Annotated in this window: 20 protein-coding genes; 7 read left to right on the top strand and 13 right to left on the bottom strand. The window is 63.4% G+C overall.

The features are described from left to right. From M2267_RS26750 to M2267_RS26740, 3 genes are read right to left on the bottom strand one after another with little or no spacing between them, the layout of a single operon-like run. Window positions 1-675, bottom strand: coding sequence for an HAD family hydrolase (locus tag M2267_RS26750; protein ID WP_429118767.1), 675 nt, complete (start codon window positions 673-675; stop codon window positions 1-3). Next, window positions 672-1,925: a Tm-1-like ATP-binding domain-containing protein gene (locus M2267_RS26745; protein ID WP_429118766.1), complete on the bottom strand. Its 1,254-nt coding sequence runs from the start codon at window positions 1,923-1,925 to the stop codon at window positions 672-674. Before M2267_RS26745 ends, M2267_RS26750 begins: the two co-directional genes overlap by 4 nt. After that, window positions 1,925-2,707 (bottom strand): IclR family transcriptional regulator, encoded by a 783-nt coding sequence (locus M2267_RS26740; protein WP_429118764.1) that lies wholly within the window; start codon window positions 2,705-2,707, stop codon window positions 1,925-1,927. The genes M2267_RS26745 and M2267_RS26740 overlap by 1 nt, the downstream gene beginning before the upstream one ends. 297 nt (window positions 2,708-3,004) lie before the next feature. Between M2267_RS26740 and M2267_RS26735 the strand changes: the two genes are divergently transcribed. Next, complete coding sequence (locus M2267_RS26735; protein ID WP_429118762.1) at window positions 3,005-4,456, top strand: APC family permease; 1,452 nt, start codon at window positions 3,005-3,007, stop codon at window positions 4,454-4,456. Window positions 4,457-4,525: 69 nt separating this feature from the next. Then, window positions 4,526-6,004 carry an aldehyde dehydrogenase gene (locus tag M2267_RS26730; RefSeq protein WP_429118760.1) on the top strand — a complete coding sequence of 493 codons (1,479 nt, stop codon included), beginning with the start codon at window positions 4,526-4,528 and terminating at the stop codon, window positions 6,002-6,004. A 42-nt stretch (window positions 6,005-6,046) separates the two neighbouring features. Here the strand turns inward: M2267_RS26730 and M2267_RS26725 are convergent, their stop codons facing one another. Beyond that, window positions 6,047-6,949, bottom strand: a complete 903-nt coding sequence (locus M2267_RS26725; protein WP_429118758.1) for a LysR family transcriptional regulator — start codon at window positions 6,947-6,949, stop codon at window positions 6,047-6,049. 174 nt (window positions 6,950-7,123) lie between these two features. On the opposite strand from M2267_RS26725, the gene M2267_RS26720 reads away from it, so the two are divergent. Both M2267_RS26720 and M2267_RS26715 read left to right on the top strand, forming a co-directional pair. After that, a complete protein-coding gene (locus tag M2267_RS26720; RefSeq protein WP_429118757.1) occupies window positions 7,124-8,851 on the top strand; it encodes an amidohydrolase family protein in 1,728 nt (575 codons plus the stop codon). 162 nt (window positions 8,852-9,013) lie between these two features. Beyond that, window positions 9,014-9,721: a YczE/YyaS/YitT family protein gene (locus M2267_RS26715; RefSeq protein ID WP_429118755.1), complete on the top strand. Its 708-nt coding sequence runs from the start codon at window positions 9,014-9,016 to the stop codon at window positions 9,719-9,721. A gap of 81 nt (window positions 9,722-9,802) precedes the next feature. On the opposite strand, the gene M2267_RS26710 is transcribed toward M2267_RS26715, so the two are convergent. The 3 genes from M2267_RS26710 to M2267_RS26700 form a co-directional block, all read right to left on the bottom strand. Then, window positions 9,803-11,056 carry a sensor domain-containing diguanylate cyclase gene (locus tag M2267_RS26710; protein ID WP_429118752.1) on the bottom strand — a complete coding sequence of 418 codons (1,254 nt, stop codon included), beginning with the start codon at window positions 11,054-11,056 and terminating at the stop codon, window positions 9,803-9,805. A 148-nt stretch (window positions 11,057-11,204) separates the two neighbouring features. Continuing rightward, on the bottom strand, window positions 11,205-11,717 hold the full coding sequence (locus M2267_RS26705) for a flavin reductase (protein WP_043614043.1): 513 nt from the start codon (window positions 11,715-11,717) through the stop codon (window positions 11,205-11,207). Between the two features lie 8 nt (window positions 11,718-11,725). After that, a complete protein-coding gene (locus M2267_RS26700) occupies window positions 11,726-13,288 on the bottom strand; it encodes a 4-hydroxyphenylacetate 3-hydroxylase N-terminal domain-containing protein (protein ID WP_043614040.1) in 1,563 nt (520 codons plus the stop codon). A gap of 95 nt (window positions 13,289-13,383) precedes the next feature. Between M2267_RS26700 and M2267_RS26695 the strand changes: the two genes are divergently transcribed. Continuing rightward, complete coding sequence (locus M2267_RS26695) at window positions 13,384-14,262, top strand: helix-turn-helix domain-containing protein (protein WP_429118750.1); 879 nt, start codon at window positions 13,384-13,386, stop codon at window positions 14,260-14,262. A 36-nt stretch (window positions 14,263-14,298) separates the two neighbouring features. On the opposite strand, the gene M2267_RS26690 is transcribed toward M2267_RS26695, so the two are convergent. The 4 genes from M2267_RS26690 to M2267_RS26675 are packed head-to-tail and all read right to left on the bottom strand — an operon-like array spanning window position 14,299 to window position 18,262. Further along, a complete protein-coding gene (locus tag M2267_RS26690; RefSeq protein ID WP_429118748.1) occupies window positions 14,299-15,423 on the bottom strand; it encodes a P1 family peptidase in 1,125 nt (374 codons plus the stop codon). Window positions 15,424-15,425: 2 nt separating this feature from the next. Then, window positions 15,426-16,256, bottom strand: a complete 831-nt coding sequence (locus tag M2267_RS26685; protein ID WP_429118745.1) for an ABC transporter permease — start codon at window positions 16,254-16,256, stop codon at window positions 15,426-15,428. Between the two features lie 7 nt (window positions 16,257-16,263). Then, window positions 16,264-17,166 (bottom strand): ABC transporter permease, encoded by a 903-nt coding sequence (locus M2267_RS26680; protein WP_429118743.1) that lies wholly within the window; start codon window positions 17,164-17,166, stop codon window positions 16,264-16,266. Window position 17,167: 1 nt separating this feature from the next. Then, a complete protein-coding gene (locus M2267_RS26675; protein WP_429118739.1) occupies window positions 17,168-18,262 on the bottom strand; it encodes an ABC transporter ATP-binding protein in 1,095 nt (364 codons plus the stop codon). Between the two features lie 207 nt (window positions 18,263-18,469). On the opposite strand from M2267_RS26675, the gene M2267_RS26670 reads away from it, so the two are divergent. Beyond that, a complete protein-coding gene (locus M2267_RS26670) occupies window positions 18,470-19,504 on the top strand; it encodes a polyamine ABC transporter substrate-binding protein (RefSeq protein ID WP_429118736.1) in 1,035 nt (344 codons plus the stop codon). A gap of 76 nt (window positions 19,505-19,580) precedes the next feature. Further along, the gene (locus tag M2267_RS26665; RefSeq protein WP_043614025.1) at window positions 19,581-20,438 is read left to right on the top strand and encodes a MurR/RpiR family transcriptional regulator; all 858 of its coding nucleotides are present in this window, start codon (window positions 19,581-19,583) and stop codon (window positions 20,436-20,438) included. A gap of 15 nt (window positions 20,439-20,453) precedes the next feature. On the opposite strand, the gene M2267_RS26660 is transcribed toward M2267_RS26665, so the two are convergent. Both M2267_RS26660 and M2267_RS26655 read right to left on the bottom strand, forming a co-directional pair. After that, window positions 20,454-21,752, bottom strand: coding sequence for an amidohydrolase family protein (locus M2267_RS26660; RefSeq protein ID WP_429119015.1), 1,299 nt, complete (start codon window positions 21,750-21,752; stop codon window positions 20,454-20,456). Window positions 21,753-21,902: 150 nt separating this feature from the next. Then, window positions 21,903-22,664, bottom strand: coding sequence for a sulfite exporter TauE/SafE family protein (locus tag M2267_RS26655; RefSeq protein ID WP_429119013.1), 762 nt, complete (start codon window positions 22,662-22,664; stop codon window positions 21,903-21,905). Between the last annotated feature and the right edge of the window lie 8 nt (window positions 22,665-22,672).

The raw sequence follows: 22,672 nt of genomic DNA, 5'->3' as shown, positions 1-22,672 counted from the left end.
TCATGCTCCTGTCAGTTCAAGGCCAAGCATCCGAAGTGCTTTGGCATAGCTTTCCGCGGGGCGGGTGACGTCGAAATGGACGTGAGGCAGGCCGACGGCCCGCGCACCCTCGATGTTTTTCAACTGGTCATCCACGAAGACGCAGGCCTCGCGCGGCAAATTGAGCTGGCTCAGCACCAGCTCGTAGGCGCGCGGATCGGGTTTCAGGATGTTCGTGTAGGTGGCGTCGACGATCGTCTCGAAGAGCTCGATCAACGGGAAACGCTCTCGGAAGGCGACGCCATAGAAGAGATCGAGCTCGTTGGAGAGGATGGCGAGCCGGATGCCGGCCCCATGGGCGGCGAGGATCGCGTCGCGCGCCTCGGGGCGAAGTACGAGTTCCGGCTCCGCCCCCCGCGCACGCTGCACGAAGGTCTTCATGTCGCTCCAGTCTTCACCGAGCAACCGTCCGACCTCGCGGGTGCGTGTCGTCCAATAGTCCCGTTCGCTGATCTCGCGCCGCTGCATGGCGGCCCAGAGCGGATCGGTCGCGGGGTCGAAGGGGCCGCGCCAGGTGAGCGTGCCCGCCGCAAGGCCAAGTGTGCGCTCAGTCACATCATGTGTTTCGAACAGAGTACGGGTGACGACGCCGCCGAAGTCGAGGATCAGGGCCTTATCGGATATGCTGTTGGTCATGGACGGCCCTCGGGCACGATGCCGCGCGCCACCCAGTCGTCGAAGATCGCAAGTGCTGCCTTCGAAAATTCCGGCGCGTTGATGTGGCTGTCGACCTCGTGCAGTGCGACACTTGGTGGAATGGACCGGCGCATTTCGTCGATGAAGGCGTCGAGCGCTTCCGGCTCATGCAGCGGTTCGTCCGGCTGGTCCCATTCCTGGATGCCCTTCAGCGGCAGGATGAAGGCGACTTCGGCACCGGTGCCGGAAAGTTTGCCGCCGATGACGCGGGCGATCTCGCGCCGCCCTTCGGCCGAGGTCGTCACCGAGCCGAGCAGCCGGTTGTGGGCGTGATAGGGTCGATCGGCGAAAGCTTCGGGAACGGGTTGCCAGGCCGGCAGGTCGACCATGTCGACGGCGCCGGGGGCGACGATCTGCGGGATACCGGAGCGTCCGGCATTCTCCAGCCGATCCGGTCCTGAGGTGACGACCGTGCCGTGATGATGGTTGCTGACCTCCTGAATGCAGAAGTCGAAAACGACCGTGAAGCCCTTCTCAGCGGCGATCGCCTCGAAGGCGCGCCCGCCCATGCCGGTCGAGTGGAAGACCGCGACGTCATAGCCGCGACGTTCGAGCTCGGGCTTCAGGTATTTCATGTATTTGAGGCAGCTCGACCCGAGCGAGGTCATGCCGATCAGCGGCCGCGATCCGTCCGGCTTTGTACCGAAACGGGCGGCACCGACAACGGCGCCGCAAGCCTGCGAAAGAACGGAACGGCAGATGCCGTTGAGACCGTAGAGACCGCCGGCCCAGAGGATCATCATAAGGTCGGGGGCGATGCGCTCCGGCGGAAGCAAGTGCGAATAGGCAATCGTCGAGACGATGAATTTCGGCACGCCGAGTGGCAGGGCAGCGGCAACATCGAGCGCGAGATCGGTGCCCATGGAACCGCCGAGGATGATGACACCATCGGCCTGGCCGGCCTGATAGAGTGAGCGGGTGAGGGCGGAAGCACCTTCCGCCATCAGCGCCATGGCGCTGTGTTCGTCGCCGCTGGCGGCAATTGCTGCGATCGTAACGCCGGCCGCTTCGGCAATGTCGTGGCGCGAGTATTCCGGCTGGTAGGGCGGGTCGCCGAGAATGCTGACATCCATCATCACAGGCAATCCGCCGGCTTCGCGGATGACGGACGCCATGAACTGGAGTTCGTCGCATTTGGTGTCTCCCGTACCCACGACCAGGATGTTGGGGAGACGGTTCATCGCATTCATCAGCCGGCCCTCCTTGCCAGCGGATCGGCAGCAACCTGCTCCAACCCGAAAAGTCTTTCGGAAATGCGTCTGGCCGTTGCCATCGCGGCACGGCCCATCTGTTCCACCGTCTCCTTGTCGGCCCGTGTCGCGGGAGCGGCGATCGCGATCGCGCCAACCGGCGTGCTGTCGGGCGCACGGATCGGGGCGGCGACGCTGACGACGCCGGTTTCGAGCCCGTGATGGCAGATCGAGTAGCCGCGCCGGAGCGTCTCGCCGAGTGTCTGGCGGAGTGTCGCCGGGTCGGTCAGCGTGTGGTCGGTAAAGGCTTGAAGCGGCGCCGACAGGGCCGCGTCGATGTCCTTCTGCGGGCAGAAGGCGAGAAAACCGAGACCGGATGCGGTCGCATGGAAGGGCAGGATGCTGCCGACATCGACGATGACCCGATGGGCGCGCTGCGAGTCTTCCACATGGATGGTCGAGAGGCGTCCGGCTGCGTATTCGGAGAGGTGAACGGTCTCGCCCGCAAGGCCCGCGAGTTCCCGCGCAAAAGGCGTCGCGACGCTCAGATAAGGAAAACGCGCCTCGCGGATGCGGGCAAGCCGCACCGGCGCGCCGCCGAGGCGATAGCGCCGCGTTTCCATGTCCTGCTCGACGAAGCCGTGTTTTTCCAGTTCGACGAGGAAGCGCCTGGCCGTCGCCTTGTCGAGCCCACAGTGGCGGGCGATGTCGCTCAAGCCCGCTTCCTTCTCCAGGCGCGAGATCGCGTCGAGCAAAGTCAGGGCCTTACCGATGGTGCTCATCCATTCCTCCGTTGTCGAGCGCCCCGTCAGTCCTCTCGCCTGTTCCCTCCTAAGGAGCGGTAGACCCGCTCTCCCGGTCGTTTTGGGTCGAGATACTTAACATGCGAAATAACTTGACAGGGCCAGATGCAATTTGCAAGTCTATATTTGAAGCTGAGGTTCAAATAATGAACCGAAGGACTTACGCGGCAAAGACAAAAAGCAAGCCCCGCGCCTCAAGTCCGCTTCAGGGAGCAGCCGCCGGAGAGAAGGACCGGAGGCGAAAAGGCGTTCGCGCCAGCAAGGGGAGCCAAGACCATGACCAATTCACCCACGCCCGTGACTGGGGCGAACCAATTGCGCAAGAACGCCCTTGGCGTCGGCGCCGTCACCTTTCTCGTCGTTTCCGCCGCCGCACCGCTGACCGCGGTTGCCGGCGGCGTTCCACTGTCGATGATGCTCGGAAACGGTGCGGGCATTCCCGGCACCTTCCTGATCGTCACACTGATCCTGCTTCTGTTCTCGGTCGGCTATGTCGCGATGGCGCGGCATATCCGCAATGCCGGCGCCTTCTATGCCTACACCGCGCAGGGCCTCGGCGGGCTGATGGGCGGCGCCGCCGCGATGATCGCGATCCTCGCCTATAACGCCATGCAGATCGGGGTCTTCGGCCTCTTCGGCGCGGCGACGGCGGGGCTCTTCGCCGGCCTGGGGATCGATTTCCCCTGGTGGGTCTGGACCTTCGTCGGCATCGCCGCGGTCGGCATTCTCGGCTATCGCCGCGTCGACCTTTCGGCCAAGGTGCTGACCGTCCTCGTCATCCTCGAATATCTCGTCGTGCTCGTCATCGATGTCGCGATCCTCGCCAAGGGTGGTGACGGCGGTTTGGGTACGGTCTCGTTCACCCCCTCGGCCATCCTCTCCGGCTCGCCGTCGATCGGCATTCTCTTCTGCTTCGCCGCCTTCATCGGCTTCGAGGCGACGACGATCTATAGCGAAGAGGCCCGCGATCCGGAAAAGACCGTACCGCGCGCGACCTATATCTCCGTGCTGATCATCGGCATCTTCTACATGTTCACATCCTGGCTGATGGTGAACGCCGCCGGCGCGGACAAGCTGGTGCCGGAACTGCAGGGCCTTGCCGATCCGACCACCTTCCTCTTCGGTCTTGCCGAGCGTTATGCCGGTGGCTGGCTGCCGCCGCTGATGAATGTGCTCTTCGTCACCAGCCTTTTCGCCGGCGTGCTGGCGTTTCATAACGGTGTCGCCCGCTACCTCTACGTCGCTGGCCGCGAGCGGCTGCTGCCGGCCTCGATCGGCGTCACCCACCCAGTCTACCACAGCCCGCATGTCGGCTCGCTGATCCAGACGGTGATTGCCGTGCTGGTCGTCGCGCTCTTTGCCGCAACGGGTCAGGATCCGGTGCTGGCGCTCTTCTCCTGGCTGACCAACGTCGGCACGCTTGCGGTCATGACGCTGATGGCCTTCACCGCCTTTGCGATCGTCGCCTTCTTCGGCCGCAATCCTGGACTTGAAACGAACCCGCTGGTGACCAAGGTCATTCCCGTCGTCACCGGCCTGATCCTCGTTGCCGTCATCATCGCGATTGCCGCCAATTTCGGCGATCTCGCCGGCGCCACCGGCATGCTCGCCGTCTTCCTGCCGGGGCTCGTCGTGATCTTCGGGGTCATCGGGCTGTTCCTGGCGGCCTCGCTGAAATCGGGCAATCCGATCGAGTTCGCCCGCCTGGGCGCCGGCCAGGAGATCTGATCTCTCGGGAGCATCGCTTTTGGGCATGGCGGCTCGCCGCCATGCCTGCAACAAACGGGACAGGACACCATGCAGGATAAGATCGATCAATTGCGCAACCTGCCCGTCGCGGCTCAAAAATTGTTCATCGGCGGCCGTTGGCAGGAGAGCCTCTCGGGTGAGACCCTCGACGTCGTCTCGCCGATTGACGGGACGCATCTGACGACGATTGCCGATGCGGGAGCCGGGGATGTCGATGCGGCGGTTCGCGCGGCGCGCGCCGCTTTCGAGAAGGGAAGCTGGTCGAAGGCTGCCCCGGCGCAACGCAAAAAGGTTCTGACACGCATTGCCGAGATCATCGAGGCGCACGCGCTGGAACTGGCCGTTCTCGGCGTGCGCGACAACGGCACCGAAATCTCGATGGCGCTGAAGGCGGAGTCCGGCAGTGCTGCCGGCACATTCCGCTACTATGCCGAGGCGCTCGACAAGGTCTATGGCGAAATCGCGCCGACGGCCGACAACATCCTCGGCCTCATTCATCGCGAGCCGATCGGTGTCGTCGCCGCGATCGTTCCCTGGAATTTCCCGCTGATGATCGGCGCCTGGAAGATCGCGCCGGCGCTCGCCGCCGGCAATTCCGTCGTGCTGAAGCCCGCCGAGGGCGCATCGCTCAGCCTGTTGAGGCTCGCTGAGATCTGCGCCGAGGCCGGTTTGCCCGAAGGCGTGTTGAACGTCGTCACCGGCCGCGGCGCGACGACGGGCGAAGCGATCGGGCTGCATGGCGATATCGATGTTCTCGCCTTCACCGGTTCTGGCGGCGTCGGCCGCCGGCTGCTCGAATACTCCGCGCGCTCGAACCTGAAGCGCGTCTACCTCGAACTCGGTGGCAAGTCGCCGAACATCGTCTTTGCCGACGCGCCGGACCTCGATCAGGCCGCGCGCATTTCCGCCTATGGCATTTTCCGCAATTCCGGCCAGGTCTGCGTCGCCGGCTCCAGGCTGCTGGTCGAGCGATCGATCCACGAAGCCTTCGCAGAGAAGGTGGCGGCGATCGCGGCCGGCCTGAAGGTCGGCGACCCGCTGCTTCTGTCGACCGAGGCCGGCGCCATCTCCGGCGAGGCGCAGCTTCAGAAGAACCTCGAATTCGTCCGTGAGGCCGAAGGGGAAGGTGCGCGCCTCCGCTCTGGCGGCAAGCGCATTCTTGAGGAGACCGGCGGCTACTACATGCAGCCGACCGTCTTCGACGTCGGGCCCGAAATGAAGTTGGCGAAGGAAGAGGTCTTCGGCCCCGTGCTCGCGGTCATTCCATTCGACGACGAGACGGACGCGCTCCGGATCGCCAACGCGACCGACTATGGCCTCGCCTCCGCTGTCTGGACGGCAAACCTGTCGCGCGCGCACCGCATGGTGCGCGGCATCCGTGCCGGTGTGGTGCACGTCAACACCTATGGCGGTGCCGACAATACGGTGCCGCTCGGCGGTGTCAGACAGTCGGGCAACGGTCACGACAAGTCGCTGCACGCGCTCGACAAATACACCGATCTGAAAACGGCCTGGATTCAGCTCTGACCCGGGACGAAAAACCGCGTCGGCGTTGGGCCGGGTAGCCGGCTATTCCACCGTCGCCCGCAAAGCCCGGATGATCTCCTCGGCAAACATCGCGGCGGCGAGGCCATGGCCGCGCCTTTCCCGTTGCACCAGCGAAAGCACGTTCTTGGCGAAAGTCCGGTCGCGGATCTGCAGGTAGGTCAGCACGCCGTTTCGCTGTTCCTCGGTAATGTCGAATTTGCTGAGAAAGGCGATGCCGTCGCCGGCCGCGGCGAGAAACTTCATCGCCTCGATGGAATTGGTGAGATAGCTTGGCTCGACCGTCAGACCGGCCTCAGCAAAAGCGTCAGCGACGATGCCGTGGATCTGCATCGACTTGTCGGCAAAGATCAGCGGGTAGGGCTGGCAATAGGCAAGCGGCAGCGTCTCCATACCGACGAGCGGATGTTCCGGCGCCACCACCGCGCCGAGGCGGGTGTCCATCTTCCAGAGCGTCTCGAGCTGCGGCGTGGACGGGAGATTGAAGGCGAAGCCGAGATCGGCCTCGCCATCGGCCACCGCCTGGGCGATATCGCGGGCAAACATCACCCGGATCGTGATCTTGAGACGCGGATGGCGTGCGCCGAAGATCGCGGCCACCTTCGGCACGATGCCGCCCGCAAGGCCGTTCATCGTGGCGATGATCACCTCGCCGCTCTGCAGCGCCTTGATATCGCGGATCTCGGCCTCGACCTGGCTGTATTCCTTCATCGTCCGGCGCACATGCGCAACGAGGATTTCGCCGGCGGGCGTGAGCCTGAGGCCCCGCGGCAGCCGCTCGAACAGCGGTTCGCCGATGGCTTCCTCAAGCTGCAGCACATGCTTGTTGATGGCCGAGGCAGCGACGTTCAGCCGCTCGCTCGCCCCGCGGATCGAGCCTGAGCGCGCCACCTCGTCGATGTAGCGCAGTACGCGTGAATGCAGCATGGCCTTCCCTCAAAGTGTTCTCGAAAAGCGAACGGTATGAGCAGAAAATACTGCTTTTCGGAAGCGGTGCAATGACTTCTTATGGTTGGTGAGAGGCGCGCTGCCGGTACCGCACCCGCTGAGAATGGCGGGTAATCGGCAGGCGCCGACGACTATGAAAGTGGAGGATTATTCGTGAACCAGACTGAAGCCGCGCATTACGAAAAGGTGCGCGCCATCTTCGATATCCTGAACGGCGAGAGGGAAGCGGATCTTCTCCTGAAGAACCTGAACATCCTCGATGTCCATGGCGAGACCGTCTACCAGGGATCCATTCTCGTCTATGACAAGCGCATCGTTGCGCTCAATCCGGACGAGACCGTCTTGAAGGTTAAGGCGGTTTTCGACGGCAAGGGTCTTTACGCGATCCCCGGCCTGATCGACGCGCATATCCATTTCGAATCCCAGCTCGCGCATCCAACGGCACTCGCCGAGGCGATGGTGCCCTGCGGCACGACGACGATCTATGCCGAATGCCTGGATCTCTTGAGCGCCGCCGGCAAGGAAGGCATCGAAGCCGCCGAGAAACTCTTCAAGGACTACGATCAACTGCCCTACCGGCTCTATGCTTTCGCGCCGGGCAAAAAGACGGCAGCATCCGTGACGGAAGCGGTGCTCAAGATGGAGCCGGTGATCGGCCTCGGGGAATTCGAGCATTTCACCTACAGTTCCGGCAACGACGACGATTTCCGCAAGGCGGCCTGGGTTCGCGCCAAGGGCGGCTTCATGAACGGCCACTGGGGTGTCACCGCGCTCTCCGACATGGTCCTCAACTACCTGCCGGCGATCGGCGTTTCCAACAATCACGACGTCTGGAACGAGAAGGACATCGAGAAGAGCATCCGCTACGGTTTTCCGACCCACATCAAGTTCGGGGTCGGCAGCAGCGAAGTGATCAAGGTGCTCTTGCGCGCCATCGTCGACCGCAAATGGCCGACCGACAACTTCATGCTATGCACCGACAACATCTCGATCGAGCGACTGCTGACGATGGGTCACATGGACTGGATCATCTCGCTGTGTGCGGAGATGGGCATCAACCCGATCCACGCGATCAAGATGGCGACCTACAACACCGCCCGCTCGTTCCACATGGAAGACAGGATCGGTTCGCTGACGCCTGGCCGCTTCGCCGATATCGTCTTGACCGACAGCCTGTCGAAGATCAATCCGCTCTACGTCTTCAAGGATGGCGAACTGGTCGCAAAGGACCGCAAGCTCTTGAAGAATGCCGAGATCGACTATTCCGGCATGTGCAAGGACGGCGTTACCGGTCTTGCCGATCTCTCGCCGGAGCAGCTCGACATCGTGCCCCTGGAAGTGTCGGAAGACAGCACGCAGGCCAAGGTCTATCTGTTCGACGTCTACGGCCGTGGCCACGCCAAATTCTACCAGGAAATCTGGGTGCCGCTGAAGGACGGCAAGGTCGTTGCCGAGCACGAGGGCAAGAAGCTGAGCCGGCTGTCGGTCGTCCAGCGTTATGCCGACGGCAAGCGCCATGTGGTGAACGGGCTGTTCAAGGGCGTGCATGTCGATCGCGGCGCGGTCGCGACCTTCTGGCCGGCGCCGAAGCCCTATTTTGTCGTCGTCGGTCAGGACAGCGCTGAAATGTGCCATTGCCTCAAGCGGGTCGATACCCATGCCGGCGCCTGCATCGTCACCGAGGACAAGGTGGAGAAAGCCGTCATGCCGCTCGAGATCTATGGCGTCATGGCAAACATGAGCGTCGAGGAACTGACGGCCAGCGCCGCGGCGATCGACGCAGCGCTCGAAGCTCTCGGCAACCGCAACGAAGGCGAACCGGTGGTCAACAAGCTGCTCAGCCTGTTCATCTCGTTGCACCGGTTCCGCTTCATGGCCTAGAGCCGTTCAGGAAAAGCAGACGGACGTTTCGGCGTCCGTCCGCCAGGAAAGTGGCATGCTGTCGCGACAACAGGTGGCACGCCGAGGGATTTAAAAGCGCATCGCTGAGGGGGCGATGGGCAGGCGGGGCAACAAACCCGCATCGTTTCGAGGGAGGAAACAATGGCACACAATGCGGCGGAAGCCGAAATCGTCGATACCGGTAGCCTGACGCGGCGCTGGATCATGTATGTCGTCGGCATCTACGTGCTGACCTTTGGCGTCAGCCTGGCGATCCGGGCCGGCATCGGCATTTCACCCCAGAGCAGCCTGACGCGGACCATGACGCTGGTCTATCCGCCCTTCAGCCAGGGCACCTACAACTTCATGCTCGAACTGATCATGCTGTTCCTGACCTATCTGGTCCTGCCCAAGGACTTCAAGCTCAAGAACTTCGCGTCGCTGATCCCGGCTTTCGTGCTGGCGGTCTTCCTGGATTTCAACCTGGGCATCACCGAGTTCATCAAGCTCGAGGCCTATCCGCTGCGGGTTGCGTTGCTGGTGTTTGCCGATGCCGCTCTCGCCTTCGGCCTGTTCCTGATGATCCGCGCCAACCTTGTGCTGATGCCGATCGACATGTTCGTCAACACGATCTTCAAGCGCACCGGCTGGAAGTGGGGCAACATCAAGACCGGCTTCGACTGCACGCTGCTGGTGCTCTCAGCCTGTATCGGCCTGCTCTTTCTCGCCGAGGTCAAGTTCATCCGCGAAGGTACGATCCTGAACGCCATTCTCGTCGGTCAGTACATCAAGCTCTACTTCTTCCTGTTCAAGAAGTTCCAGGGCAAGCCTGCGTCGTCGCCGAAGGGCCTGGAGGCGGCCGCGGAATAGCATCCCGTAATAATGCGAGAAGGGGCGCCTAACGGGCGCCCCTTCATCCTGTGTCGTGATGGATGCCTATGGGCGAACAGGCTATCCGAAAGCGAGTTCGAGGTTCTGCCGGTCCCGCGCCACCACCTGGCACTTGGTTTCGAAACCATCGCCGGCAACGACCAGGACGAGTTCGGGCGGTATGCCGGCGGAATTCGAAACCGTAACCGCGGCCCCATCGGCGCCCAGCGACCGGATGGTGCAGTCGATCCGCGAATGCCTGTTATCGAAGAGGATGGTGCCAGCCTTCAGTACGCGCTGGCGCGGGCCGAGCGGATAGCCGGCTTCGAGACTGCTCCATTCGACGCAGCGGTTTCGCCCTCCGGCCTTGGCGAGATACATCGCCGCATCGGCCTGGGCGAGCAGCGTGGCGCTATCCCTGCTCTTGGTCGAAAGGGCGGCGGTGCCGAAGCTCGCGGTTACCGCGAGCTGGCCGAAGTCGCCGTGGATCGTCTGGGCGGCGATCGCTGCCCGCAGCTTTTCGGCCGCGGCCAGCGCGCCAGTCGCGTCGACATGCGGCAGCATGATCGCGAATTCCTCGCCGCCGAGCCGCCCTAGGAGGTCGCTTGCCCGCAGATTGGACTGGCAGATGGAGGCGACGGCCTTCAAGACCTCGTCTCCCGCCGCATGCCCGTGGCTGTCGTTCACCCGCTTGAAATGGTCGACATCGAGGACGATGCAGGACAGATCATGCTGGTGCCGCACGGCAAGCGAGATCAGCTTGTCCGCTTCCTCGCGGAAGGCGCGCCGCGTCAGCGTCCCGGTCAACCCGTCGGTCGCGGCCGAGCGGAGCAGATCGATCCGGTCCATCGCCACGCCCGCCAGTTCCGTCAGGATCGCAAGATTCGTCTCGGTGAATTGTCGTGGCGTGCGGTCGATCGCACACACGGTCCCAACCGTATGCCCATCCCGCGTCTTCAGCGGGACGCCTGCGTAGAACCGGATATGTTCGGGGCCGGCCACGGCCGGGTGCTGCGAAAAGCGCGCGTCCTTGGTGGCGTCGTGCACGACGAGAGGCTCCTCGGAGGCGACGACATATCGGCAGAAGGTGTCTTCACGCGGAACTTCGTCGGCCGAAAGCCCGGAGCAGGCCTTGTACCATTGGCGATGCGCATCGACCAAGGAGACGATGCCGATATCGATGTCGAAGACCTGTTTGATCAGCCGTACGACGCGTTCAAGGCCTTCATCCCTGGGCGTGTCGAGGATATCGAGATGTCCAAGGGCGGCCAAGCGATCGAATTCCCTGCCTTTCGCGTCCATCGTCGGACGTCCGGCTGGCCCAGCAATCACCATTCCGTTTTCCTTTCTCATTCCGCGCCTGGCAATAGACGCGTTTCAGGGAAAAAACAAAAGGCGCTGAAGAGCAACTGGATGTGGATTGCGTCGGCTCTATGGCGAAAGATGCCGTGTTGGCACCCGAACCGCGGTGTCGCGTCGGTGCCTAGCCGCCGAAACTTCCGAGCTGCGTCGGCACGTGCACGTAGTTGCGGTCGAAATAAAGCAGCGCATTGCCATCGCTGCGCGAGCGGATGCCGACGACCCGGCCGATCAGGATATGGTGGGTTCCCAGGAGCCGCGCCTCCGCCAGTTCGCAGTCGAGCGAGACGATCGCGTCCTTGACCGCAAGACTTCCGGATTGCATCTCCACCCAGTCGGCCGCCGCATAGCGGGCGGCCATATCCTGCGTCGCGCCGGCGAAGTGGCCGGCGAGGTCCCGGTGGTCGTGGCTGAGCACATTGACGCAGAAGCGGCGGTTGTCGATGAACAGGCCGCATTGGGCGGAGTTGCGGTTCATGCAGACAAGCAGCGTCGGCGGCTCGTCGGTCACCGAGCACATGGCGGTGGCGGTGAACCCGCCGCGTCCGGCGGGTCCGTTTGTGGTGATGACGTTGACCGGCGCGCAGACCCGCGCCATGGCGTTGCGAAACTCGGTCTTTGAAATGAGCGGTTCCATCTCCGGCCTCACTCGGCTGCGCTGCGAAGGGAGGCGTTGTCGTCGAGCGGCGGCAGCCAGGTGTTGCCGGTCCAGCCGTTCTCGTCATAGTCGGCCATGCACTGGTCGACGAGCGCTTCCATTTCCTTCAGCCGCCCGCCGCGCTCGGCGCCTTTCAGCACCTGCAGCCGCACCTCTTCGGGAGCGCCGGCGTAGTTGAGCTCGTAGAGCGCGTGGCGCCCGCCGAACTCGGTGCCGGTCGCATCCCACAGCAGCTTCATGATCTTGATGCGTTCGATATGGCCCATGTCGTTGGAGCCGCGCACATATTGCGCCAGGTAACGATCGATCTCGGGATTGCCGAAATCACGCGCCGAAGACGGCAGGTAGATGAGGCCCGACGCGATCACCCTGCGGATCGTCTCGACGACGCGCGGATAGGCCTCCGACATGAAGGTGCGGTAGGAAAGGGCGGCTTCCAGATTGGGGAGCACGGCGCCATCGGCCCACGGGATGGGATTGTGCGCCATCGCGTTGGAGAAGCTCCAGAACATGTGACGGAGCGCGATAACCTCGCCAAGTGCCGCCTGGTTGCCACGGAACGCATCGCCGCCGGTCGCCCTCAAGGCCTTGGCGAGCAGGCCGGCGAGGAAGTCGAGCTTTACCGCAAAGCGAGTGCAGCCCTGGAAGCAATAGCCGTGCATGAAGCCGGAAGCCGGATGGAACGACAGGATCTTGGCGGCGTCCCTGAGGACCAGCACGTCTTCCCAGGGCACGAACACGTTGTCGAGCACCAGGATCGCGTCGTTCTCGTCGAAGCGCGACGACAGCGGATAGTCGAAGGGATGGCCGACGGTGTTGGCCGTCTGCTCGTAGGAGACGCGGCAGAACATCTTGATGCCCGGCGCATTCATCGGGACGATGAACATGACGGAGAGCGAGGGATCCTCCGTCACTGTCGCCGAGCTTTGCGCCAGGAAATTATAGTGCGTCAACGCCGAGGACGTCGCTACCACCTTGGCGCCGGAGACGTAGATGCCGGCATCCGTTTCCTTGGTGATGTGGACGAACACGTCCTTGACCGCATCCGCCGGCTTGTGGCGATCGATCGGCGGATTGACGATCGCGTGGTTCATGAAGAGAGCGGCTTCCTGGGCCCGCTTATGCCAGGCGAGCGCATTGTCCTTGAAGGAGCCGTACCACTTGGCATTGGCGCCGAGCGTGTTCATCAGCGCCGCCTTATAATCGGCGGTGCGGCCCATCCAGCCATAGGACATGCGCGCCCATTCGGCGATCGCGCCCTGTTGGGCGGCAAGGTCCGTGGAGGAGCGGGCGACGCGGAAGTATTTGTGAGTGTAGCCACCGGAGCCGGTATCGGTCGGCGAGGTGAGGATCTCTTTCTTTGCCGGGTCGTGCAGTGCGTCGTAGAGCCGTGCGAGCGACCGGGCGGAGTTGCGCATCGCCGGATGGCTGGTGACGTCGTGCACCCGCTCGCCGTTGATATAGACCTCGCGTCCGTCGCGCAGGCTCTCCAGATATTCGGCGCCGGTGAAGGGCCGTGTCCGGTCGGCGCGGAAATCCTCTGCTCTCATGTTCTCCTCCCTTGAGTTTCGTCAAGGCTAGGCGTTGAAATCGTCAGCCGCCATGGACAGAATGGCAAAATGACTTGGACTTTTTCGGGTGGAGCATGAGCAGCAGCATTCCCAGTTTCTTCGTCTATGGCGAACCGGAGCAGAAGCTCGAGCCCGGGTTCTTCCATGTCGAGACGGTGATGGCACGGCGGAACCTGCATCAGGGCCAGGTGAAGGCGCACAAGCACGACCAGATGGGACAGATCACCTACTGGCTGAGCGGCGGGGGAACCTATTTCATCGACGACAAGCCATTGGACTTTTCAGCACCTGCCATCAGCTTCGTGCCGAGCGGTATCGTGCACGGCTTTTCGGTCGATCCGGAGACGAGCGACGCCATCGTCGTCTCGATTGCCGATGGCGCGCTGCTCTCGATCCGCGAGAACACGACGCTGGCGCTCGATAGGCCCACGATGATCCGCGGCGACGGCGAGGGCCGGGGCTGGCGCCGCCTTGCGGAATTACTCGATATCGTCGCCGATGAGTATGCCGACGGGGCGCCGGGCACCCAACAGATGCTGGCATCACTGGTCGCCGCCGTGCTGACCCAGATCGCCCGCCTGGCGGCGGCCGCGCCGGCAGCCGCTCAGCCGACGCAGGCGATGCTGGCGACGGAATTGCGCCGGCTCATCGACGCGCGGTTCCGCGAGAACTGGAGCGTCGGGCACTACACCGATGCGCTCGCCACCACCCCGCACCTGCTTGCCAAGGCGAGCAGGGACGCTTTCGGCATGCAGGTCAAGGAGCTGATCAACGAGCGTCGATTGCTCGAGGCCAAGCGCCTGCTGCTCTTCACCGTCCGGCCGCTCGAAGATATCGCCTATGAGATCGGCTTTGCCGATGCCGCCTATTTCTCGCGCTTCTTCCGCCTGCGGGTCGGCGAAGCCCCGAGCGACTGGCGCCGGGCGCGCGTGGGCTCAATAGGAGCCGGCTAAGTCACCGGCCCCGAGAGGTATCGTTAGGGCTGCCGGTTATCGGCCATAAGCCCGCATCAGCTCCATCAGCGGTTCGTGCCGGATCGCCTGGATCTTGAAGCGATCATGGGCCGTGCCGCCGGAATCCTTAGCTGCGATCATCGCGTTCACCACGGCCTCCTCGACGCTGTCGACGGTCGCGAGGTAGACAGGATCGAGCAATTCGTCGTTGACGATTTCGAGCGACAGGCGCGGCGGCGCCTTGTGCGCCATCGGCTGGGTGTTAGCGGTCGAGAAAGCGAGGAAGATGTCGCCGGAATTGTTGCCGCCGGGCGTGCCGTTGCGGCCGATGCCGATCGCGGCACGGCGCGCCAGACGCTTCAACTGATGCGGCGCCATCGGCAGGTCGGTCGCGATCACCACGATGATCGAGCCGCGCTCCTGCATCTGGCTTTGCGGTGTGCCGTCGCGCATGTGCTCGCCGACCGGAACGCCGCGGATCGTCAGCCAGTCGCGCTGGCCGTGATTGGCCTGGACCAGCGTGCCGATCGTGTAATCGCGGCCACCGAACTCGACGACCCGGGACGCGGTGCCGGTGCCGCCCTTGAAGCCATAGGCGATCATGCCGGTGCCGCCGCCGCAATTGCCTTCCTGGACGGGCCCGGACGTGGCGGCGTCGAGTGCGGCGTGCACATCGGTCTCGGTGATCGGCTGGCCGTTGATGTCGTTCAAAACGCCGTCATAGGTTTCGGCGACAACAGGCATCAGCCAGAGGAAATCATCCGTGTCGTAGGTCGTCCTGTAGCGCTCCAACATCCACTTTATGGTGGCGTGGTGGGTCATGCCGACCGCGTGGGTATTGGTGATCATCACGGGCCCGAGGAAGAAGCCGCCGTCCTCGATCCAGTGGGTGCCGGTCATTTCGCCGTTGCCGTTGAAGCGGTGCACGCCGGCATAAACCGGGACCGGCGTTTCCGATCCGGCATGCGGCAGGATGGCGGTGACGCCGGTGCGCACCGGGCGTTTGCGGCCGGGGCGCGGCGTCTGTTCCTCGATGGTACGGAAGCCGACGGCGATACCTTCGACATCGGTGATGGCGTTGAAGCGGCCGGTGCGGCCGGAAAAGGGCAGGCCGATATCGCGAGCGCGGGCGCTGGAGGGCTTGGAGGTTTTGTCGTTCATGATCATTTCTGCCGGGAGCGAAGGTAAAGGCCGAGCGAGGCGACGACGAAGGAGAAGGTCAGCATCATCACGGCGATGGCGTTGATCTCCGGTTTGATGCCGCGCCGAAGCATGGAGAAGATGAACATCGGCAGCGTGGTGACGTCGACGCCGGCGATGAAATAGGTGATGACGAGATCGTCCATCGAGATGATGAAGGCGAGCAGCGCTCCGCCGACGATCGCCGGAAAGAGCTGTGGCAGCACCACCCGGCGAAAGGTCATCCATTCGTTGGCTCCGAGGTCGGCCGACGCGTGTTCCAGCGTCCGGTCCATGCCGGCAAGGCGCGCCGAAACGACGATGAAGACGTAGGAGATCAGGAAGGTGCACTGGCCGATGATGATCGTCGTCAGGCCGAGCTTGATGCCGGAATTGACGAAGAAGATCAGCAGCGCGATGCCGAGCACGATATCCGGCATCAGCATCGGCATGAACATCACCACCCGATAGAAGCGCTGGCCGACGAATTCGAAGCGATAGAGGGCAATCGCGATCGCCGTGCCGAACACCGTCGCAATCGCGGTGGTCGAGGCGGCGATGACGAGGCTGTTCCACACCGCCTGCAGCAACTGCCCTGTTGATTCGATGTAGAGCGCGCTTTCGGAGACCTTGGTCTTGAAGCCGAGAACCTGCGCGTACCATTCGGTGGTGAACCCGGTCCAGGTCATCATGTTCACCGGATTGGCGTTGAACGAATAGACGGCGATGACCACGAGCGGGATATAGATGAAGGCGAAGAACAAGCCGGTGTAGGCAAGCAGGCCGCCGGCAAAAAGGGATCGAGCGATCTTCATGTGCGCCTCACCGTGCCAGTGCCGCGGCGGCAGCATTGCGCCGACCGGAGATGACCACGTGGGCGATCATCATGATCAGCATGACGCTCATCACCATCATCGCCAGCGCCGCACCGAAGGGCCAGTTGCGGGCGGCGAGAAACTGCTGCTCGATCAGGTTGCCGAACATCATCACCTTGGCCCCCCCAAGCACCGCCGGCACGACGAAGTTGCCGAGCGCCGGGATGAAGACGATGACGGCGCCGCCGGCGATGCCGGGTGCGGTCAGGGGCAGAATGACGCGCCAGAATGTGCGTACCGGACCGGCGCCGAGATCGAGCGAGGCGCGCACCAGCGTCCAGTCGAGTTTTTCGACGCTCGCATAGACGGGCATGAACATGAAGGGAATGAACACATAGGTCATGCCGAGGACGATCGCGCCCTGGGTGTAGATCAGGTCGAGCGGCCTTTCGATCAGCCCCGTGGATAGAAGCACCTCGTTGACGAGACCGGTCTGGCGCAGGATCAGCACCCAGACGAAGAGGCGCACGATCAGGCTGGTGAAGAAGGGCAGCGTGATCAGGAACAGGCAGAAGTTCTTCCAGCGCTCGGAGAGCCGGGCGATGCAGAAGGCGGCGGGATAGCAGACGAGGGGCGTTGCGAGCACCGTGAGGGCGGCGATCTCGATCGAGCGCAGGAAGATCGCGATGTAGATCGGATCGAACTCCTCGAACATCGGATCGGCGAAGCCGAGAATGCGGCCGAAGTTATGCGGGTAGAAGGTCCACTCCACCCCGCCATAAAGGCCGGGCGCGAGGAAACTGGTCACGATCATGATCGCGAGCGGCCCGAGGAAGAAGACGGCGAGAAAGGCCGAGACGGGCCCGAGCAGGAGCGCAAGCTGGAAACGGCGGCGGCTGGCAATCGTCATCTTACGCAGCCCCCGTGTTTGCGCCAATCAGGTGCACGGCGGCGGGGTCGTAGGCAAGCCGCGCCTTGCGCGTCTGCTCGACCGTGCCGACGAGATTGCGGCGGTTGGCCGGGATCTCGGCAACGACCTTGCGGCCTTCGGCGGTGCGGCCGAACAGCTCGAAGGTGGACCCGACGAAGACGATCTGGTCGAGATCGACGTCGATCGTCGGGAAGAGGTCGTTGTCCTCGGCGAGGAAGAACTGTTCCGGCCGGATCAGCGCCGTCGCCTTGGTCGAGATTTTCCGCTCGCAGGGCCGGTGGCGGATCGCCATGCCGTCAGCCGTCATCAGCCGGTCACCGTCGAGCCTGCCTTCGAACAGGTTGCTGGCGCCGATGAAGGTGGCGACGAAGGTGTTGACCGGATGGTCGTAAATGGCGCGCGGCGTGTCGAGCTGCTGGATGCGCCCGCCTGAAAGCACCGCGACGCGATCCGACATCGTCAACGCTTCCTGCTGGTCGTGGGTGACGAAGATGAAGGAGATGCCGAGTTCGTTCTGCAACGTCTTCAGTTCGATCTGCATGGCCTGTCGCAGGTTCTTGTCGAGCGCCGACAGTGGTTCGTCGAGCAGAAGCAGCTTTGGCCGGGCGATGATCGCGCGGGCGAGCGCCACGCGCTGCTGCTGGCCGCCGGAGAGCTGGCGCGGTTTGCGTGCTTCCATGCCTTCGAGCCCGACCATCTTCAGGGCGGAGGCGACCTTCTCCCGACGCTGCGGCTTGGCAACGCCTGCAACCTCCAGCGCATAAGCGACATTCTCGCCGACGCTCATGTGCGGAAACAGCGCGTAGTTCTGGAAGACGGTGTTGACCGGCCGACGGTAGGGCGGCCGCTCCGTCATGTCTTCGCCGTCGATCAGGATGGAGCCGCCGTCGAGTTCGACGAAGCCGCTGATCGCCTGCAGCAGCGTGGTCTTGCCGCAACCGGAGGGGCCGAGCAAGGTCAGGAACTCGTTGCGGCGGACATCGAGATCGATACGGTCGAGAGCGGTCACGGTGCCGCCTTCCGGAGTGGTAAAGGCCTTGCTCGCCTCCACCAGCCGGACGATGGAATTCTGCATACTTCTGTTCCCCAAAATGTTATGTAAATAACGCTTGTGCGTTTTCGATATATGGATACCATTTGCCTATCGGAGTCAACGGCCACGAGAAGCCGCGATCCGGAAGCGGCCGCCAAAGGCCGTGCCAGGCCGTCCGGCCAGAACCATCAGAGGAGAATATCGATGAAGATGACAAACGGGACGACCCGCGGAGGCAGGAGAGCTTTCGTGACCCGTGCACGCACTGTGGCACTTTCCCTGGCGACGCTGACGGCCCTTTTCGGCACGGCGCAAGCGGCCGAGCTCAACATTTACAACTGGGGCGAATACATCAATCCGGCCGTGCTGAAGAAGTTCGAGGAGGAGACGAAGATCAAGGTCAACCTCTCGACCTATTCCTCCAACGAGGAAATGCTGGCTAAGATCCAGGGCGGCGCCACGGGCTATGATATCGTCTTCCCGTCGGTGCACATGCAGGACATCATGGCCAAGCTCGACCTGCTGGAAAAGACCGACATCAACACTTACGAGGGCTTCAAGAACATCGACCCGACGTTCCTTCGCGCCAAGAGCGACCCGAAGGGCGAATATTGCCTGCCCTATGCCTTCGGCACGGTCGGCATCCTCTATAACCGCACGCTGCTCGGCAAGGACGTGACCGGCTGGCGCGACCTGATCGAGACGGTGAAGGCCAAAGGCCTGAAGTTCACGCTGCTCGACGACATGCGCGAGGTGCTGTCGGTCGGCCTCATCCTCAACGGCCACAAGGTCAACTCCACCGATCCGGCGGAACTGCAGCAGGCAGCCGATACGATCATCGCCATGAAGCCCGAAGTCGCCGCCTTCACCTATGACACCCGTCCGATGGTGGCGGCGGGCGACGTGGCGGCCGGCCACTTCTTCGTCGGCTCGATGGTCGACGTCTTCGGCAATCCGAAGGATCTCGGCTACGTGATCCCGGAGGAAGGCGCGACGATGTATCAGGAGGATATTTGCGTCCTGAAGACCGCGCCGAACAAGGAGAACGCCGTCAAGTTCATGCAGTTCTACACCCGCCCCGAAGTGGCTGCACTCAACATCGAGCAGCAGACGAACGGCACGGCCAACGTCCCGGCGCGGCAATTGACCCCCGAGCAGATCAAGAATAGCAAGGAAATCAATCCGCCGCCGGAAACCATGCAGAAGTTGCAGATCTTCGAAGATCTCGGCCCCGGCGTGCGCCAGCTCGATCGGGTCTGGACGAAGGTGAAGACGGCGCAATAAACAGGCGATGCGACGGAGCGGGGTGCGCGGCGAAGCCTTGCCGGCATCCCGCTTTGATCATGCAAGGGGAGGGGACGTGGCACAGCGAATCCTGAAGCTGGTGCGCAGCGACGAGCTCAGACGCTCGAAATCGGACAAGCTCATCGCCAATTACATCGAGCGAAATCTCGCCGACATTCCCTTCGAGACGGCGCGCTCGATCGCGACCCGTCTTGAGGTCTCACCGATGACGGTCGGGCGTTATCTTCGGCGCATGGGCTTCGACGGTCTCGACGAGTTAAAACTGGAGCTTCGACGCGACGGCTCCAACAATCCGGCCTGGCAGGTGAAGGGATCGGTCGGCCGTCTGCGCGACGACAACCGCGAAGGCAAGCTGCTTGCCGGTCTGATCCAGCAGCAGATCGACAACCTCGGCATGATCTACGAGCTGACGACCGCGCCGGAATGGCAGCAGGCGATCGATGCGCTGATCGCTGCCAGCGAGGTCTATGTCGCCGCCTATCAGAACGTGCGCGGCATCGCGCAATATTTCGCCAGCCAGCTTTCCTATACCCGGCCGCGGGTACAGTTTGTCGACGGGCTCAACGGCACCTATGCCGAACTGCTCGACGGTTCCGTCGAGGGGCGGGTGCTGTTCCTGCACGACGTGCGCCGCTTCGCCGCGAAGGCACGACCGCTTGCCGAGGAAGCGCGGCGCGCCGGCGTCAAGGTCATCCTCTTCACCGACGAGTTCTGCCCCTGGGCGCCGGAGGTTTCCGACATCTGTCTCGTGGTGCCCGGTTCGCACGGCCCGCTCTGGGATGGGGCGGCAACGACGGTTGCTGTTATGGACCTGCTCTTGAGCAACATCATCGTCGTCCTCGGCGACGAGGTCGGCGAGCGCGTCGCCCAGCTGACCCGGCTACAGAACGTCTTCGGCGACTTCGAGGATTGACGCTGCAGCCGCTGCTCAGGACGCTGGCGTCTGCGGAATGTAATCGAGCCCGATATCGATCGAGGCCGGCCGACCGTCGAGGAAGAGTTCGCCGATGCGCGGCGCCGTTCTGGCGATGACCTTGCCGGCCTTGATGACGCAGAGCCGGTTCGGCTTCAGCCGTAGGGCCTCGCTAACATCGGCTGCCTGCAAGAGCACCAGATCGGCCCTGCAGCCGACGGCGAGGCCATAGCCTTCGAGCCCCATCGTCTTCGCCGCATTCACGGTGATCGCATCGAAGATCTTCCGCTTGTCCTCGATGCCGCCCATCTGCGTGACGTGGATCGCCATATGGGCGACTTCCAGCATGTCGCCCGACCCCATCGAGTACCAGGGATCCATGACGCAATCGTGCCCGAAGGAGACGTTGAGGCCGGCCGCCATCAACTCGCGAACCCGCGTCATGCCGCGGCGCTTCGGATAGGTGTCGTGGCGCCCCTGCAGCATGATGTTGATCAGCGGATTGGGGATCACGCTGATCTTGGCCTCCGCCATCAGCGGGATGAGCTTGGAAACGTAGTAGTTGTCCATGGAGTGCATCGAGGTCAGATGCGAGCCGGCGACGCGGCCCTGAAGCCCAAAGCGGATCGTCTCGGCCGCCAGCGTCTCGATGTGGCGGGACATCGGATCGTCGGTCTCGTCGCAATGCATGTCGACCGGCAGGCCGCGGTCCGCGGCGATGCGGCAAAGCGCCTCCACCGAGCGGGCGCCGTCTTCCATCGTGCGCTCGAAATGCGGGATGCCGCCGACGATATCGACGCCCATGTCGAGCGCGCGGTTCAGAGACGCCACTCCTTCAGGCGCGCGAAAATAGCCGTCCTGCGGGAAGGCGACGAGCTGCAGGTCGATATAGGGTGCGACCTTCTCCTTCACCTCCAGCAGTGCCTCGGCCGTCACCAGCCGCGGGTCGGACGTGTCGACGTGGCTGCGGATGGCAAGCAGGCCCTGGCTGACGGCGAGGTCGCAGTAGCGCAGCGCCCGCTCGACCAGCGCTTGCCTGGTCAACATCGGGCGCAGTTCGCCCCAGAGCGCGATGCCCTCCAGTAGCGTGCCGGAGACGTTTATGCGCGGCAGGCCAAGCGACAGCGTGGCGTCCATGTGGAAATGCGGGTCGCAGAAGGGCGGGCTGAGAAGGCGGCCGGTGGCGTCGATCTCTTCGCCTGCGGTCGCGGCAAGAGCCTTTTCGATCGCGGCGATCTTGCCGCCCTTGAGGCCGACATCGAAACCTTGCTGTCCGTCCGGAAGGTTGGCGTTGCGGATAATCAGATCGAACATGGTCGGCCCCTCGCTTGCCCATTGGATCGCAGCGGCGTCCTGGCCGAAGTGAGGGGCAGAACGCGCAGCACCGATCCCGGCGATGTTCAGTGATAGCATCGGAACCGGCTTTGCGGTCAAGCGCCGCCGGCTAAGGGCCGGCGACGGAGGTCACACTGCGCCGTAGCTGCGCCAAAGGACATAGAGGCTGACGGAAAAGATGATCGCGCGGAAAATCTTGGTCAGCGTATCGCGCTGTGCCGAAAGCCGCGTAGAAACGATCGTGCCGATCACGCCGCCAGCGACGCCACCCAGGATGAAGTAGCCGGCAATGCGCCAGTCCACGAGCCCCGACACCGCGTAGTTGATCGCCGTCGTCAGGCCGAAGGTTCCGACGGCGAGCAGCGACGTGCCAACCGCGTTGATCAGCGGCATGCCGGTCGCAAGCAAGAGGCCGGGCACGATCAGGAAACCGCCGCCGATGCCGAAGAAGCCGGAACAGGTGCCGGTCAGAAGTGCCGTCAGGCCCGTCTTGCCGTGTGTTCCGATCGAAAGCGATTGCGGCGTTGCCGCCGTGTCGCACTTGACCTTCCGCATGGCGAAGCTGACGACCATCATCACGAGGCCGAACAGGAACAGCAGCCGCTGGCCGTCGATCAGCTTGCCGAGACTGGAGCCAAAGAACGCCCCGAGCGAACCGGCGACCGTGAAGATCAGCGCACAGCGCCACCAGAGATGGCCACGAAGCGCATGGCTGATCAGGTTGAGATAGGCGTTGGCGGAGACCGCAAGCGCGCCGGTGCCGAGCGCCGTGTGCACGTCGCGGATGCCGACGACATAGATGAGGAGCGGCGTCGCGAGGATGGAGCCGCCACCGCCGATCAGGCCGAGCGTGAAGCCGGTGAGCGAACCTGAGCCGATCGCGAGCAGCATCTGCTGGA

Source organism: Ensifer sp. KUDG1, from assembly GCF_050434285.1.
Lineage (GTDB): Bacteria > Pseudomonadota > Alphaproteobacteria > Rhizobiales > Rhizobiaceae > Ensifer.
The sequence above is the reverse complement of the archived record's forward strand: the minus strand, read 5'-3'. Positions and strand labels throughout refer to the sequence as shown.